At 44.3% G+C, this 16420-nt stretch carries 16 protein-coding genes; 11 read left to right on the forward strand and 5 right to left on the reverse strand.

Annotated elements, in window-relative coordinates:
• Nucleotides 1–2: 2 nt before the first annotated feature.
• The 3 genes from L4D05_RS13660 to L4D05_RS13670 all read right to left on the reverse strand — a co-directional run bounded on the left by L4D05_RS13660 (nucleotide 3) and on the right by L4D05_RS13670 (nucleotide 2113).
• Nucleotides 3–884: a DMT family transporter gene (locus tag L4D05_RS13660; RefSeq protein ID WP_428794353.1), complete on the reverse strand. Its 882-nt coding sequence runs from the start codon at nucleotides 882–884 to the stop codon at nucleotides 3–5.
• Nucleotides 885–983: 99 nt separating this feature from the next.
• The gene (locus L4D05_RS13665; RefSeq protein WP_265677473.1) at nucleotides 984–1568 is read right to left on the reverse strand and encodes a GNAT family N-acetyltransferase; all 585 of its coding nucleotides are present in this window, start codon (nucleotides 1566–1568) and stop codon (nucleotides 984–986) included.
• An 8-nt stretch (nucleotides 1569–1576) separates the two neighbouring features.
• Nucleotides 1577–2113, reverse strand: a complete 537-nt coding sequence (locus tag L4D05_RS13670; protein WP_428794354.1) for a YqhA family protein — start codon at nucleotides 2111–2113, stop codon at nucleotides 1577–1579.
• A 158-nt stretch (nucleotides 2114–2271) separates the two neighbouring features.
• On the opposite strand from L4D05_RS13670, the gene uvrB reads away from it, so the two are divergent.
• The 6 genes from uvrB (at nucleotide 2272) to L4D05_RS13700 (ending at nucleotide 10089) form a co-directional block, all read left to right on the forward strand.
• Nucleotides 2272–4242: an excinuclease ABC subunit UvrB gene (uvrB, locus tag L4D05_RS13675; protein ID WP_428794355.1), complete on the forward strand. Its 1971-nt coding sequence runs from the start codon at nucleotides 2272–2274 to the stop codon at nucleotides 4240–4242.
• 228 nt (nucleotides 4243–4470) lie between these two features.
• Nucleotides 4471–5064 carry a GNAT family N-acetyltransferase gene (locus L4D05_RS13680; RefSeq protein WP_428752165.1) on the forward strand — a complete coding sequence of 198 codons (594 nt, stop codon included), beginning with the start codon at nucleotides 4471–4473 and terminating at the stop codon, nucleotides 5062–5064.
• Nucleotides 5065–5683: 619 nt separating this feature from the next.
• Nucleotides 5684–6856, forward strand: a complete 1173-nt coding sequence (gene coxB, locus L4D05_RS13685; RefSeq protein ID WP_428752166.1) for a cytochrome c oxidase subunit II — start codon at nucleotides 5684–5686, stop codon at nucleotides 6854–6856.
• Entirely contained in the window at nucleotides 6856–8523 is a 1668-nt protein-coding gene (gene ctaD / locus L4D05_RS13690) for a cytochrome c oxidase subunit I (RefSeq protein WP_428752167.1), read from the forward strand. Before coxB ends, ctaD begins: the two co-directional genes overlap by 1 nt.
• A 14-nt stretch (nucleotides 8524–8537) precedes the next feature.
• Entirely contained in the window at nucleotides 8538–9215 is a 678-nt protein-coding gene (locus tag L4D05_RS13695; protein WP_428794356.1) for a cytochrome c oxidase assembly protein, read from the forward strand.
• Nucleotides 9208–10089 carry a cytochrome c oxidase subunit 3 gene (locus tag L4D05_RS13700; RefSeq protein WP_428794357.1) on the forward strand — a complete coding sequence of 294 codons (882 nt, stop codon included), beginning with the start codon at nucleotides 9208–9210 and terminating at the stop codon, nucleotides 10087–10089. The genes L4D05_RS13695 and L4D05_RS13700 overlap by 8 nt, the downstream gene beginning before the upstream one ends.
• Nucleotides 10090–10129: 40 nt before the next feature.
• On the opposite strand, the gene L4D05_RS13705 is transcribed toward L4D05_RS13700, so the two are convergent.
• A complete protein-coding gene (locus tag L4D05_RS13705; protein WP_265677489.1) occupies nucleotides 10130–10354 on the reverse strand; it encodes a DUF2909 family protein in 225 nt (74 codons plus the stop codon).
• A gap of 13 nt (nucleotides 10355–10367) precedes the next feature.
• Between L4D05_RS13705 and L4D05_RS13710 the strand changes: the two genes are divergently transcribed.
• From L4D05_RS13710 to cyoE, 4 genes are all read left to right on the forward strand, one after another.
• Nucleotides 10368–11156, forward strand: a complete 789-nt coding sequence (locus L4D05_RS13710) for an SURF1 family protein (protein ID WP_428752171.1) — start codon at nucleotides 10368–10370, stop codon at nucleotides 11154–11156.
• Entirely contained in the window at nucleotides 11153–11773 is a 621-nt protein-coding gene (locus tag L4D05_RS13715) for a hypothetical protein (RefSeq protein ID WP_428794358.1), read from the forward strand. The genes L4D05_RS13710 and L4D05_RS13715 overlap by 4 nt, the downstream gene beginning before the upstream one ends.
• 90 nt (nucleotides 11774–11863) lie before the next feature.
• A complete protein-coding gene (locus L4D05_RS13720) occupies nucleotides 11864–13066 on the forward strand; it encodes a COX15/CtaA family protein (RefSeq protein ID WP_428794359.1) in 1203 nt (400 codons plus the stop codon).
• Entirely contained in the window at nucleotides 13063–14016 is a 954-nt protein-coding gene (gene cyoE / locus L4D05_RS13725) for a heme o synthase (RefSeq protein WP_428794360.1), read from the forward strand. Before L4D05_RS13720 ends, cyoE begins: the two co-directional genes overlap by 4 nt.
• Before the next feature lie 90 nt (nucleotides 14017–14106).
• Here the strand turns inward: cyoE and L4D05_RS13730 are convergent, their stop codons facing one another.
• Entirely contained in the window at nucleotides 14107–15024 is a 918-nt protein-coding gene (locus L4D05_RS13730; protein WP_428794361.1) for a LysR family transcriptional regulator, read from the reverse strand.
• A gap of 111 nt (nucleotides 15025–15135) precedes the next feature.
• Between L4D05_RS13730 and L4D05_RS13735 the strand changes: the two genes are divergently transcribed.
• Nucleotides 15136–16383 (forward strand): C45 family peptidase, encoded by a 1248-nt coding sequence (locus tag L4D05_RS13735; protein ID WP_428794362.1) that lies wholly within the window; start codon nucleotides 15136–15138, stop codon nucleotides 16381–16383.
• Nucleotides 16384–16420: the final 37 nt, after the last annotated feature.

Below are 16420 nucleotides of genomic sequence, written 5' to 3' on the forward strand. Positions count from 1 at the left end.
GGCTAGATCGTCTCAACTTGTTTTTGCTGTGAGCGGGGTAGCCACTTTGTCCATCGAATGGGCATAATAGGTATAACGATTAGCGCAATACCAATAAGGGTGAGGATATCGGGTATTTCATCAAACCACATCACCCCAAACGCCGTAACAAAGATAAGTCCAGAATATTCAGCCAGCGCGATTTGATTAGCAGGCGCCTTTCTATAGGCAACCACAACCAGCGCATGATAGCCCAGAACCAATAGATTAATGACCATAATCCAGCCAATATGGTGCCATTCAATAGTACTCCACTGCGGTATTGCGAGCGCAAGCGCGAGTGGCAGAGTCATTACTCCCGTCCAAAATAGCGTGGCAACAATATGCTGATCATTGGGCAGTCGCTTAATCAGCACATTTCCAACCCCCATAGAGAGCGCACTGCCAAGCCCTGCGATGGCAGCCCAATGAAATTGTTCAGGGCGTAGGACAATGACTACACCTATAAAGCCAATTAATGTCGCAATCACTTTGGTAGAGTTTAGCTTTTCTTTGAGCAATATCACTGACAATGGCAGCATCAATATTGGTCCGACATAAAACATCGCATTTGCAGTTGCGAGAGTTAAGTGGGTGACCGCAATCATCGCGCAGCCACTGCCCATGAGAATGAACTGTGCACGTAAAAAATTAATGCGATATCCTCCTTGCATTCGGACTGCTTTAGGGAGCTTTAGCCACAAGGGAAGCAGCAGAATGACACTGAATAATTGCCGAATGAAAACATACTGGAAAGTCGGAACTTCACCATTGAGCACTTTAAGAGAGACATCTGAAAAAGAGGCTAATAGGTTGGCAAAAATAAGAAGAAATAGCGCTTGATTGGTCGCGTTGCTTAACGGCATATGGTAGTGGTGATGCGTCACATTTAAAGGTGGCGCATCATATACTGGAATAAAGAGAAGTAGAACTAAAATCGATATTAAACAGGATGTTACTTTACGCTATTTTGCTAAGCGAATCATTGGAGTGGATATCGGCCTTCCTCCGAGTGAGACTTCGCCAATAGGCTGAAAGCCAAACCGCTGATAGAAGGCAACATTTCTAGGGCTAGAGCACTCTAAGTAGGCGGGTTTCCCACTGGCGTCAATCGTCGGCAATGTGGCTGCCATTAAATCATGACCAATCCCTTGTCCCATGTAGGCAGGGTCTACACCGATTAAAGGTAAGTACCAGCAGGGCTCTGATGGGTAAAACTGTTCAAGCTCATGAAAAAAACGTTGTACTTCACTTAAGATTCCGGTGGGGCAGGTGGTAAATGCGAGCTGTTTTATCTTATCTTCATCGGGGTGACGGTCGGGGGCGAGCCATGTAATAACGCCAGAAAAATCCTTTGTCGCCCATGCGGTACCATCAATAATTGATGGCCCTTGATATAGCTTGGCGTAGTCTGGGAATACTCGCATGAAAAGTTCTGCGCTTGGCCAAATGTAACGCGCGGCAGGATCGCTTAAAAACGCTGCCGTCATACAAGCGCTAAATTGCGGCATGTCAGCCGCAGTGACGGTTTTTAAAGCTCTATTGATCATTGCAATGCTTACTCTTTATCATCGTTGGTCGGTTGTTTTTCATCGTGTGCTAAGCCGAGAAATTTTAGCCCTAAACTTAACATCAGTATAGCGATAGGTAAGATAAGTGTTTCCCAGCTCAGATTGTTAAAATCAACCAAAACTAGCTCTAAGAATTTGACAAAAAGAATGACAATGATGACTTCTGCAAGAATGTTTTTTAGATGGCCGATATTGGGTGTTTTTATCCAATGTAAGACATTAAACGACTTGAGTTTATCGTTTTCACTGTCCCAAATAAATAAAGTGAACACCCCGTGCGCAAAGATAAAAAGCACCAGTGCAACCAAAAAGGTATCTAAAGATTTCACCATATAATTTATTGCAAGATCAGCGGTATCTAAATGCGACATATTGGCGGTTTTTTCTGTACCTATAAAATAGACATAGAAAGCGGCGTAAGCTTTGGTCGCACCGATTAAGCTGAGTAAAGCAGACCCACACAATGAGCTGATAATGGCAATCCAGCTTACGTAGCGAAAATTATTTATGAATTTTTTTTTCAAAATCGACCTCAATCTGCTGAGTGTCTGTCAAATATAGTTCATGTAACAGATAGTTCAAAAGAGGGCACACTAAGTAAACGAATGAGAAACGCTATCGTCATGTGAATTATCTTGTGGGGTATATACTCAAGTGATATATTGATGCTGAGGATGACGTGATGGCCTACGACTCTTTTATATTACACTCAAAATATCCCCCATCGGGCGATCAACCAGAAGCGATAGCTAGGCTCATTCAAGGCGTTCAAAATGCGGCTACGCATCAGACATTACAAGGTGTGACCGGGTCTGGTAAAACATTTACCATGGCGAATATTATTCATCGATTAAAAAAACCGACTCTGATATTGGCTCATAACAAAACGTTGGCGTCGCAACTCTACAGTGAAATGAAGGCTTTTTTCCCCAATAATGCCGTTGAGTATTTTGTCTCCTATTACGACTATTACCAGCCAGAGGTCTACATTCCTGGAAGCGATCGCTTCATTCGCAAAGACTCCGCTATCAACGAACAATTGGAACGCCTACGTTTATCGACAACGAAGTCGCTTGTGGAACGCAGAGATACGATAGTGGTTGCGTCGGTGTCTGCCATTTATGGGTTGGGCGATCCTGCGGATTATCGGGCCATTCAAATACCGTTAACGGTAGGCGCAATGGTTGATAAAGAAGAGTTAGTATCGAGACTGTATGCGTTGCAATATACGCAATGCCAAAAAACGATTGAGCGGGCTACGTTTCGTGTTGATGGTAATGTGGTTGATATTTTCCCTGCAGATTCTGAGTATAAAGCGATTCGGGTGATTTTGGGCAATCAAACTGTCGAACGTTTACAATGGATGGATCCGATTCTAGAGAAAGCCTTAGAGGACATACAGCACTACCGAGTATCACCGAAAACGCTCTATGCGGCTTCACGAAGTCAGTTACTGGCTGCTCGAGAATCGATTCAGCTAGAGCTTGAAAAAAGGATACAAGTGCTTACCGCCGAGTCTCGTTTAACCGAGGCAAGTCGCTTGTTCGAGCGGACCATGCATGATTTAGACATGATGCGGGATTTTGGTTATTGCTCTGGAATGGAAAACTACGCGAGTTATTTAAATAAACGTGATATTGAATTGCCCCCAACGACACTTTTGGATTATTTACCGAAAGATGGCTTGCTGTTTATCGATGAATCTCATGTCATGATTCCTCAAATATCCGCAATGTATAAAAGCGATCAAAGTCGAAAAGAGACACTCATTGACTATGGCTTTCGCTTGCCATCAGCACAACACAATCGCCCCATCATGTTTAGCGAATTTGAAAAGCTAAAACCTCAGACCATTTTTGTATCAGCCACACCGGGAGCTTATGAGTTAAAGCGCTCAGGTAATCATGTGGTTGAACAGATTATCCGGCCAACAGGGCTCTTAGACCCAGTCATTGATATTAGGCCGCTTGCTACTCAAGTTGACGATCTTATTGGCGAAATACAGAAAAGAATTCAGGTCGATGAAAGGGTATTGGTGACGACGTTAACCAAACGAAGTGCCGAATCTCTTGAGCAACACCTCAAGACGTTAGGTATTAAGGTTGGCTATATTCACTCTGATGTGAAAACCTCAGACCGAGTAGAAATTATTGACTCATTACGGCGTGGTGACATTGATGTGCTAATTGGAATTAACCTGTTAAGAGAGGGACTAGATATTCCAGAGGCCTCTCTGATTGCTATTTTTGATGCAGACCACGCTGGCTTTTTACGCTCTAAACAAGCGCTTATTCAAATTATTGGGCGGGCAGCTCGCAATGTTAATGGACTGGCGATTTTGTATGCTGACAAAGTCACACCAGCGATGCAGCAAGCCATTGCAGAGTCAAATAGCAGGCGACAGAGGCAAATCTCCTACAATCAGGTACATAGTATTTCTCCTGCATCATCAAAACGGAAAATATCTTCAGAAGCTACGCCGATACAGCCAGTTTACGAGACAAGCTTTTGCCACAATTTAACGGAATTATGTCAGCGTATAACGGCATTGGAGGGACAATTGCTACTTGTATCTGCCGAGCGAGACAGGGGTGCTATTGACGACATTCGACAGCAATTAGATAGCTTATATCGACAGTTTATTTTTATCTAATACGGAAGCTGAATTATGCTGACAAAACGGCTTTTGAAGAGGAACTTCAATAGCTTAGGTATGCGAACGTTTGCAACTGATTGCTATTGACAAGTTGCTCAAGTCCTGTTTTATTGAGGTTTGGGTATAAAAAATATTTTGGTAAGTACCCATTTGGGTAACAAGGATGCCAAGCATAACTGGCGTCTGTTTATGACCTAGTCATTTTGATCCGTTTGAGGAAATAACATGTCTGAATTGAAGATTATAAAGGCGGACTACTCTGCCGTGCCAGCATTGAGTGAGATGTTTATTGATGCATATGCAAACAATGAAGCTATGCAGGCGGCTTTACGACAAGATGAAGCATCCGATTTTGCTCATGATTCATATTGGCGTTGGGCTCTTGGCGAATGGGGTTTAGGGGGCGGCGAAGTGTACACCACACCAGACAATGAAGGTTGTGTGATCATGCGCTCTCCGGGTAAACATGAAGCCGATATTATGCAGAAGATGGAATTACTTGCGATTGTGACACGCATGATGGGCTCGACAAAAATTGAGTTGGCAAAAGAGGTTTGCGAGCAAATGTTGGCAGTACCGCCTCTTCAAGACTGTTACTGGTTATGGGGATTAGGTGTTTCTCCTAAAGCTGGCGGTAAAGGTTTAGCGGGTGCTTTGATTAAAACAGTAACAGATCAAGCCGATGAAACAGGTAAGCCAACTTATGTCGTGGCATCAAGTGAGACGGTAGTGAAGACGTTCGAACGTCGAGGTTTCACAGTGTTGTCGAAAAGCGAGAACTTCCCTTATTGGTTCATGCTTCGACCAGTCCAAGCTTAATAATTAGTAGTAAGTATCTAGTAGTGAGTAACTAGTATGAAGGACTCCGGTTGGTCCTATTGCTAATACAAACTATAGAAGCGCTAGACATTCAGTCTAGCGTTTTTTTTGCTTGAAATTGCTGATGGACCTGCATGGTTTCGGGGGACCCATCGCTCTCTTTCGAGTAGAGTTTTTGTTTTGGAATTTGTCAAAATCTTTCGAAAATCAAGCCAAGCGTCATCACAAAATCAAGCCTTTTATTTTTCTTCTTGCAGAACTCGACTTCTCTAACTAGCATTTAATTAACAAAAATATAACAAGTGCTTACGTTATATTTATTGACACTAAACTTAATAAGTAAGTGGTTCGTTGTTTGCTTTGAGCATTTACCTGTTGGGTTTGTTTGAGCCTTTTGGCTCACCTTGTTTCGCTAATTTGTAGCGGAACGTGCTAAAGCTCAGTTGCCTTTTTAGAATTTACAACATAGCGATTAGAGTGTTGTGACTAAGAATGAAGCAATCTGAGCTTGATTACGGCATCACCATCCTAATCAGTTTGATCACTGTTTGGACGTGCTTGGTTGATGTTTAAGGGGAACCGCATCAGGAGAGATGTGGCTAGGCAAAGGAGAAATCTTTTGAAAAGATTGCTGCCCGTTTGCTCATGGATGGCTATGACGGCGATGCTCGTCAGCCAGCCTGTGAGCGCTGAATCAAACAACTACAACCTCACCCGTGGGGTGACGGACATTAGCAATAAGGTCTATGACCTTCATATGCTTATCTTCTACATATGCTGTGCCATCGCATTTTTAGTCTTTGGTGTGATGTTCTATTCCATCATCAAACATCGAAAATCGAAAGGTGCTGTCGCCGCCAATTTCCACGAAAGTACCAAAGTCGAAGTGTTATGGACGGTGATTCCCATTATCATCCTCGTTGCTATGGCTATTCCCGCTACCAAGACGTTAATTGCGATGGAAGACACTTCTCAATCGGATCTAACCATTAAGATCACTGGCTCACAGTGGAAATGGCACTACGAGTATTTTGGCGAAGATGTCGGTTTTTATTCATTACTTGCAACCAGCCAAAAGCAAATAGATGGCATTGAAGAGAAAGGCGCTCACTATTTGCTTGAGGTTGATAATGCCTTGGTACTTCCAATCAACCAGAAGATTCGTTTTCTCATGACGTCGGATGATGTGATTCACTCATGGTGGGTACCAGACTTTGCCGTCAAAAAAGACACCATCCCAGGTTTCATTAATGAAGCATGGACCAAAATAGAACAGCCAGGTGTCTATCGAGGCCAATGTGCAGAGCTCTGTGGTAAGGCACATGGCTTCATGCCAATTGTCGTGCATGCGATGACGCAAGAGGATTACGACGCGTGGCTAAGTGAGAAAAAACAAGAAATGGCATTGGCGAAAGAAGAAGCCGCAAAATCGTTGGATGCAACCTTGTCTATGGAAACGTTGATGGCTCTTGGAGAGGAGGTTTACACCGCTCGTTGTGCCGTGTGTCATCAAGCGAATGGGAGCGGAATTACGGGCGCATTTCCTGCGATTGCGGGTAGTCCTGTGGCAACGACCGGAGAGGTATCGGTGCACCTTGCAAAAATTGTTGATGGTGTGAATGGTACGGCGATGCAGTCCTTTGCTAATCAGCTGAGTGATAAAGAAATCGCGGCAGTCGTAACCTATCAGCGAAATGCCTGGGGAAATGATACGGGTGATACCGTGCAGGCATCAGACGTAAATGCGTACAAAACTCAAGGAATGGAGCCTGTTAGCTCCGAGGAGCAGTGATGAAGATGGATCCCATGGAAACAACAAAATCGTCAGCTGCGACAGATGCTGAATTGAGCCGTGCAGAAAGTGGTGCAGTCTCAGAGGGGATATTACAAGACGAGCCTGAACATGATGAGCACCATGCCACCCCAACCGGTTGGGCGCGTTGGGTGTATTCTACCAACCATAAAGATATAGGTACGCTTTACCTTTGGTTTAGTTTCATCATGTTTTTGACGGGAGGCGCGATGGCCATGGTCATCCGTGCAGAGTTATTTCAGCCCGGTTTGCAGTTGATTGATCCGCATTTTTTCAATCAGATGACCACAGTTCATGGCTTAGTGATGGTGTTTGGTGCGGTAATGCCAGCCTTTACTGGGTTGGCGAACTGGATGATTCCTATGATGATCGGGGCGCCTGATATGGCGCTGCCTCGTATGAATAACCTAAGCTTTTGGATTCTGCCTTTTGCGTTCCTTATTCTTCTCTCTTCGCTGTTTATGCCCGGTGGTGGACCAGACTTTGGATGGACATTCTACGCACCATTGTCCACCACATATGGCCCTGACAGTACCGCGTTGTTTGTCTTTTCTGTACACATCATGGGTATCAGTTCGATTATGGGTGCCATTAACGTCATTGTGACCATTTTCAATATGCGAGCGCCGGGTATGAAGTTAATGAAAATGCCGCTTTTTGTGTGGACATGGCTTATCACGGCGTTTTTGTTGATTGCCGTGATGCCCGTACTAGCGGGTGCGGTAACCATGATATTGACAGATAAATATTTCGGTACCAGTTTTTTTGATGCTGCCGGTGGTGGTGACCCTGTGATGTTCCAGCATATATTCTGGTTCTTTGGACACCCTGAAGTTTACATTATGATTTTGCCATCATTTGGCATCATTTCCGCGATTGTTCCTGCGTTCAGTGGCAAGAAGTTATTCGGTTACCACTCGATGGTTTATGCCACATGCAGTATTGCTTTGCTGTCATTTTTGGTTTGGGCACACCATATGTTTACCACGGGAATGCCTGTGTTTGCTGAGCTGTTCTTTATGTATTGCACTATGCTGATTGCCGTACCCACAGGCGTCAAAGTCTTTAACTGGGTCGCAACGATGTGGCGTGGGGCGTTGACCTTTGAAACGCCCATGCTGTTTGCCATCGCCTTTATTATCTTATTTACCATTGGTGGCTTTTCGGGACTTATGTTGGCGATTGTACCTGCGGATTTTCAGTATCACGATACCTATTTTGTGGTGGCTCACTTCCATTATGTGCTGGTAACCGGCGCGGTCTTCTCGATTATGGCGGCGGCTTATTACTGGTTGCCGAAGTGGACGGGACATATGTATGACCATAAGTTGAGTTTGTGGCACTTTTGGTGCTCAGTGATTTCCGTCAATGTGTTGTTTTTCCCTATGCATTTCTTAGGGTTAGCAGGAATGCCAAGAAGGATCCCTGATTACGCGATTCAGTTTGCCGATGTGAACCAGATAGTATCAATTGGTGGTTTTGCCTTTGGCTTATCGCAACTTATCTTTTTGTGGTTGGTGATTAAGTGCATTCGCGGTGGTGAAAAAGCACAAGCGAAACCATGGGAGCGTGCAGAGGGTCTTGAGTGGACGGTACCTAGTCCTGCACCGCATCACACATTTTCTACGCCACCACGCGTTGATTAAAGGCGGATCTTTTGATGGAAAGCAAACCCCAAGCGTCAAATAAAAAACTGATAGCCATACTATGCGCTGCGGTGATCGGTATGTTTGGGTTTGGGTTTGCGCTTGTCCCTTTATATGACGTGATGTGTGACGTCTTGGGTATTAACGGTAAGACGAATACGGTATCGGCAGTTCAGCCGGTTGGCATGCAGATCGATACATCAAGAACCATTCGTGTGGAGTTTATGGCGCACATTAACCCAGACATGCCTTGGGCGTTTACGCCTCAGCAGGTCGTTATGGATGTGCATCCGGGTCAGGTGATCCAAACCGCTTATATGGCGACGAATAATGCGACGCAGCCTTTAGTAGGACAAGCGGTTCCTTCTGTCTCTCCTGGATTGGGCGCGGCGTACTTTAATAAAATAGAGTGCTTTTGTTTTAATCAACAGCCATTAGAAGCAAGCGCTCAGGCAGAAATGCCGCTTATTTTCTATATAGAGCCTGATGTGCCAGAGTCTATACACACACTGACTTTGTCATACACGCTTTTCAATATTACCAACATTACCAACACAACCAACACAACCAACATTACCAATAGCGCCAGTAATAGTGACTCTAATAGGGTTAACCCGCAGGATGTCATTGATGTTAGTCAAAGCAGTACAGGCAGTAAAAGCGCACTTAACAGGGAGTTAAGCAATGAGTAAACCTCAATCTTATTACGTTCCAGCGCAAAGTAGCTGGCCAATTATCGGCGCTATTGCTCTGTTCTTAGTGGCCGTTGGTGCTGGTCTAACAGTGCAAAATTTAGAAGTTGGGGGAGCCGGAAGCGTCATTGGTAACGTCATCTTGGCGTTAGGCTTTATTATTTTGCTGTATATGTTGTCTGGTTGGTTTAGTAACGTCGTGACAGAGTCTTTATCAGGACTGTACTCTGAACAAATTACTCGCTCATTTAAGCAGGGAATGAGTTGGTTTATTTTTTCAGAAGTCATGTTCTTTGGTGCTTTTTTCGGTGCACTGTTTTACGCGCGAATGATCTCTGTGCCATGGCTCGGTGGGGCAGACAATAATGTCATGACGCATGAAGTGTTATGGCCAGCATTTGAAGCTATGTGGCCATTGACTCTGACGCCCGGAGGGACTGAAACCGAAGCGATGCCGTGGCAGGGCTTACCGCTTAAAAACACCGTTCTTCTGCTGTTGTCTTCCATCACCTTACATATGGCTCATGTTAGTTTAGAAAAAAACAAACGTACCGCACTGATTGTTTGGTTAGAAATTACTATCGTTTTGGCGGTGTTCTTTCTCTATTTTCAAACGATAGAATACGCACACGCCTATCAGGATATGGGTTTAACACTTCAGTCTGGTGTGTACGGTAATACCTTCTTCATGCTCACTGGGTTTCATGGCTTTCACGTGTGCTTGGGGACTATCTTTTTAATCGTATTACTGTTTCGAATTGCAAAGGATCACTTTACTCCCAAGAACCATTTCGCGTTTCAAGCGGGCAGTTGGTATTGGCATTTTGTTGATGTGGTGTGGTTGTGTTTGTTTGTATTTGTGTATGTGTTGTAGAACAACACGTTACAAGGTCGAAAGGGCTGGGCTTGAGGTTCTAATAGGGCCTCATATTGGGCACCAAAATACCGCTCTTAAGGGCAATAATCAGCAAGATAACCACTATAGCGGAGAATAGTACGCGTCGTCCAAGGTAGTAGCTCATCGGTTTCTCAGAAGTTGTGTCGTCTTTTACCATTCGAATTAGAGCAAGGGCCAAGTTAAAAATAATGAAAAGTAGTAGCAGTACTAAAACAACTTTAAATACTAATGGGGTCAACATAAGCTCTCCTAGTATGCTGTCGGCTTGGTTTTGGACGGCGTTGATTTTAACTGTGGTCGTCTTTTCGTTATTGGTCAAATTGGGTTTCTGGCAATGGGAGCGTGGGTTAGAAAAACAAGATATTGAATCCATGCTTGCAGAACGAGCTCAGCAGCCACCAACATTACTGTCAGAACAGGATATTCCCACCGCGGTTAGCATGGCTAACGTTGATGCCGCTCAACATGAATATCGTGCTTTTCTTGGTTATCCCATATTGGCGAAGTTGCAACCTGAACCGATTCTATTTTATCTCGATAACCAAACGGTTGATGGCAAAGTTGGCTATTTGGTGTACCAACTCATGCAAGATTCTAGCGGTCGTCGCATCATGCTTGAATTAGGTTTCGCTCCAGTGATGGGCAGTCGAGATGCGCTGCCTTATATCTCTCCCTTTACGGGCCATGTGCAAGTGACGGGACGTCTATATCAGAAGCAACCGAATCCATTAGGAAATGCGCTGTATTTAGAAACGTTACCGATGTTGCAAGAGGTTAACGCGAGCACATATAAAACTTATAGAATTCAGAACTTGAATTTAGCTGACATGGCTGAGTGGATGACCCAACCTTTACTTGGTTGGGTCATCCAGCCCACAGACGGGTCAACGGGTAATGTGCATCCTTGGAAGCCGATATCAATGAATTCTAACAAGCACTTTGGTTATTCATTGCAATGGTTTTCTATGGCGGCGGTGTTTGCATTCATTATGCTTGCTGTCGCCAGAAGATCGTTCAAATCATCTCGCAAGGAGGCGTCATGAGCGAAGAGAACACGTTACAGCACCAACACAAAAACACGCCACATTCGCTAAGAAAGCACAACGACTCGGGGACAAATCGTCGTGCTCAGTGGAAAGGTAGGCTGACCCTACTTGTGCTTGTTTTATTCTTTGCCCTGCCTTTTATTTTCGCCAAAACGATTTTGTCTAATCATTGGTATCAATCTGGCGTTACCAACCACGGAGTGCTTGTTGAGCCAAGAGTTACCCTTGGAGATCTTGGCGTAAATAATCCGTTGCAACACGAAAGCTGGCAACTTGGTTATATGCTTCCAAGCGTTTGCCAAGCCGCGTGTCAAAATCGTTTATACGTGTTAGGGCAAACCTATATTGCATTGGGGCACCACCAAGAGCGAGTGACGCCAGTTGTTTATGTATTACCCGGTCAAACGGTGCCTGAATTACCTAACTCGGTGATGATGATAGAGGTGACTGATCAATTTGTCAGTGCAGTTCCAAAGGAAGGGTATGTGATTGTCGATACATTAGGACAGCTCGTCATGTCTTTTGAGGCGGCGACTGCTGAGAATGAAGCATCACACAGTAAAGGAGTGCTAACGGATTTACGTAAGCTACTTAAATTGTCACGTGTGGGGTAAAGCATTGATGTGACTTAATGGTTGGTTCATTTGCTAAAAAGATCACGTTTCGCCGCATGGAAGCAAAAAGTGAGATAACAAGGAGTCGCTATGAAATTGATTCATCTAATCAGATTGAGTTTAGTACTGACTGTGATTGTCATTGCGATGGGGGCCTATACTCGGTTGGCGGATGCGGGTCTTGGTTGTCCGGACTGGCCAGGGTGTTACGGACAGTTGACCGTGCCTACGGATAAAGTGGAAGTGCAAGTGGCTAACACGCTATATCCCGAAAGGGCTGTGGAGCAAGACAAGGCTTGGCTAGAAATGATACATCGCTACTTAGCGGGTGCTTTAGGGTTACTGGTGTTTATGATTACCGTGATTGGCATTGTCAAAGAACGCCATCGAATGGGCTTGCTATTACCGTTATCCTTATCGGTTATCATTGTTTTTCAAGCGGCATTAGGTATGTGGACGGTGACACTGAAACTCATGCCGATTGTGGTGATGGGGCACTTACTCGGTGGCTTTACCATGTTTGCACTGCTGTTCTTTAGTTATCTACGGTTACGACCCAGCGTTATAATTGATAGACGAGCAGAGCAAGTAGGAGCCAACGATCTTTCGACATCACCACAACGCCAGCCTTTTCAACCTAAAGTCGTCACACCGAATCAAGGGATAGATACAGAGCCATTTTCAAGACAGATATCTGCATCTGAGTTGCCTAATTCCCTTAAGTATTTAGCTGCAGTCGCGCTCGTACTAACCATTATTCAAATCATGCTCGGTGGATGGACGTCGTCTAATTACGCGGCAGTGGTGTGTACAAGCTTGCCAATATGTGAAGGGCAGTGGTTTGAATCTTTGGACTTTATCACGGCCTTTACGCCCGTGCATTTTGGTGTGGAAAGCTATGAGTTTGGGGTTTTAGATTATGCAGCACGTATGACGATTCATGTCACGCATCGTATAGGCGCAATGTTAGTCACAGTGGTGGTTTGTTTGCTTATTTATCAATTAATGCGCCAGCAACACAAAGCGTTTAAGCGTCTCGGAAAAGGGCTAGCCATGATGCTAGTGATGCAACTGTTACTTGGTGTTTGCAATGTACTGTTTCATTTGCCGTTAGGCATTGCAGTTCTGCATAACTTGGGGGCTGCATTGCTTCTATTGACTTTGATTAAAACTAATTACGTTATCTGGTCTGCGAGAGCGGTGACGCGTAGTAAGCCTAAGTTTAGTGTTATCGAGTCCTACGAGTCGATTTCGCCCGCTAAAGCGTCTGGGGATAAGGAGAGATCTCTATGAATAAAACGACGACAGTACCAACGAGTGGTGTGCCGCTCATTCCTTCTAGTAAAAGTAACGTTGTTTCCAAGGGTGCTGCAAAGCATCAAGCTGACTGGAGAGTTTATCTTACTTTAACTAAGCCTAAAGTGGTGGCGTTGATGATTCTTACAGCGTTAGTTGGGATGTGTCTTGCCGTTCCGGGGGCACTGCCGTTACAGCAAACTATTATGGGCTTACTTGGGATTGCACTTATGGCGGGTTCGGCGGCGGCATTTAACCACCTAATAGATCGTCGAATTGATGGCATCATGTCTCGCACCCATAAGCGCCCGTTACCATCAGGAGATTTAAGCGTATTTAAGGTGTCGGTGTTTGCATCAAGCATAGGTGTTGCGGGTTTTGTGATTTTAACATCCACCGTAAACTGGCTAACAGCGTGGCTTACGTTTGCAAGTTTGCTGGGTTACGCGGTGGTATATACCTTATATTTGAAACGAGCGACACCACAAAATATTGTTATTGCGGGTATCGCGGGCGCGATGCCGCCTCTACTTGGCTGGACAGCAGTGACTGGTGAGCTTCATGCCAATGCATGGCTATTGGTCATGATTATCTTTATTTGGACACCACCTCATTTTTGGGCGTTGGCGATCCATAGAAAGGACGATTATGCTAAAGCAGACATTCCAATGCTACCTGTAACCCATGGAGTGGAGTATACGAAAACCTCTATTTTGCTCTATACCATTTTATTGGCGTTAGTATGCTTAATGCCTGCGCTGGTGGGAATGACTGGGCTGCTCTATCTCGTCGGTTCAACCGGATTAAGTGCTGGTTTTATCTATTATGCCTGGAAATTAAAATTTGCCGCAGATGACAAAACCGCGATAGAGACATTTAAGTTTTCGATCATACACTTAATGGTACTGTTCGTTGTCTTATTAGTAGATCATTACCTTCCTATATAATTGACAGTGACTCGAGAGTAACAAAGAGTCGGCGCTTATCAGGCGGACTCTTTGTTACTTGGCAACAGTGATTGAAATCAGAGTACGTTACTATGATTCTTGATAGCCAAACCATGAGCGGAGTATATGAACTAAGTCATTTTTGATTTCTTGATAGGGATAGTTCAACCGAAACATGAGCATTAGAGGTATGACTTGCGAAAACTCTTCCCAATTGGTATTAAGTTGGCAGATGTCACCATTTAGTAAATGTGGTCGTGCTGTGTATTCTGGTACATAGGCAATACCAGCGCCTTTTCTTGCACAGTGTACAGAAAGGTCGAAATTTGGCGTTGATATTGTGTCTAAAGGCAACAAATGCCTTTTATCGGTGTTGTTTTGCAGGTGGCTTGGGATAAGTACAGTATGCGAAAGCAGTGACTGAAAGTTAACATTGATACTTGAAGCTAAGGCATGTTCGTTAGCGGCGACTAACATCATTTGTTCGCTACCTACACCAATACCGCCGATATCAGGATGAACCAATTCTGGGACGGGGACGAGCACAAAATCAATGCTGCCATCTTGTAGTAACTGTTGTGCTTGGCTAGACAGATCGCTTGCGACATTAATCTCGGTTTCGGGGTATTTCTTTTTTAGATGGACAATGATTTCTGCCATGCACTCGTGTTCAATAAACTGATTAAATGCAAGATTGATTGAAATAGGGACGTCTGCGACGTTTATTGAACTGGCGTGGGCTGAAAATCGATGCACAGAAGCGAGCACACTTTTTGCATTGGGAAGTAGTGCTACTCCTTGTTTATTGATCTCGATAACCAAGCCACTACTTTTTCTATCGAAGACTTCATACCCAAGTAAATCTTCAAATTCAGCCAGCCATCGACTAAGAGTCGATTTAGATTTCCCTATTCGAATACTGGCTTTATGTAGACTGCCTGTTTCAGCGATGGCAACAAAGCAATTCAGTAATCGAGTTTCGATGAGGGGAAGATCTTTATTTAGCATTACATACTACCATTCCATATATGGGACATTATATCCTTCGATTAAACCAACTTTAACTCTATTGTTTGTGGTGAGCAAACCGAATTTACGTTTAACCCAAGAGGTATCACCATGAAAAAGTCAATTTTAACCACCGCTATTATTTGTGCCTTTAGCTTTTCTAGCCAATTACTTGCACAAAATGCCGAAAATACAGGGATCAATGGTGTGTCAGTGGAATTAAGTGGCACATTTTATCAACCCAATGAATCTCAAATGATCCAAGAGTCAACGCCAGTTCTGGAGTTTTCTGGTTTAAATGCGCAAGGCGGAAAAGATATTGTTAAGGGTTATATCAACGCGTTTGGTAAAGATGTGATTGGTCATATTATCAGCGATAAGCTGACGGAGATGGATGGAAAACTATCACCCGCTCAACGTGCAGAGATACTGAGTAATAAAAACAAAATGGAGAAAGAGTTTCCTGAATTGATAGATTTCTATTCAGGTGTGGCGGATGCTTCTGGTTTTACCACGGATGAGGTCTATCTGACCGTATGGGCGATGGATGGTCTTTTTGCTATGAATATTCAGGATGTGGCGAGTAGCGGGTTGTTAGCCTTGCAAGAAGCAGCGGGTAAAACTCGTGGTTGCACAACCATTGGTTGGTCTAATGGCGTCCTTGGTCAAAATCAGGATATGCCTGTATCGTTGGCTGGATATGGTGCGATATGGAAAAGTAACGGTGTAATTGTGCATGCTCCGGAGCCGCTGTTTACCTCAATTGTTATGGGGCGAGATCTCGCAACGGCGGTGAATACTGTGGATGCATTTTATGCGGGGGGATTAGAAGCGGGTGTTCCGATAAGTGGTGTTCTATTAGCGATGGCAACAAAGTTCGACAATGTTATGTCCGCGAAAGAAACGCTAGATAGATTGGAAGTTAATGCCGCGTATGCGACTAGTTTTGCCGATAAAAAGGGGCAAATAATTACGGTTGTAAATAAACGTGGTAGCAATGACGTGATCAATGGGGCTGTCAAAGGTTACGTGACACATACCAATCACCCCCTAGGTAAAGAAAAGGCACTGATTGATCATTATGCGAACGGTAACGCAAGCCTCTTTGACTACGCGGTCAAGACTACGATCTGGAGAAACGAAGTGGCTGAAAGCCACGCAAAATACAGCCCAGAAAAATCAGTGACAGCGCTTAAAGATATTTTTAAGCAAAAGCCACTACTAAAAGCTCCTTATGAAGGGAATGCTTTTGTTACGACGAATTCCATTATTCATGACTTGTCCGCGGGGTGTTCATACGGAACGACATGGCTGCCAACAATGCAAGAGTACACTAAAGTCTGTTTTGACGAAAAATAGTGACAAGGTTCGTTAATATAGTATGAGGGCTACAGGT

The sequence above is a fragment of the Vibrio nomapromontoriensis genome (genome assembly GCF_050337205.1).
Taxonomy (GTDB): Bacteria; Pseudomonadota; Gammaproteobacteria; order Enterobacterales; family Vibrionaceae; genus Vibrio; species Vibrio nomapromontoriensis.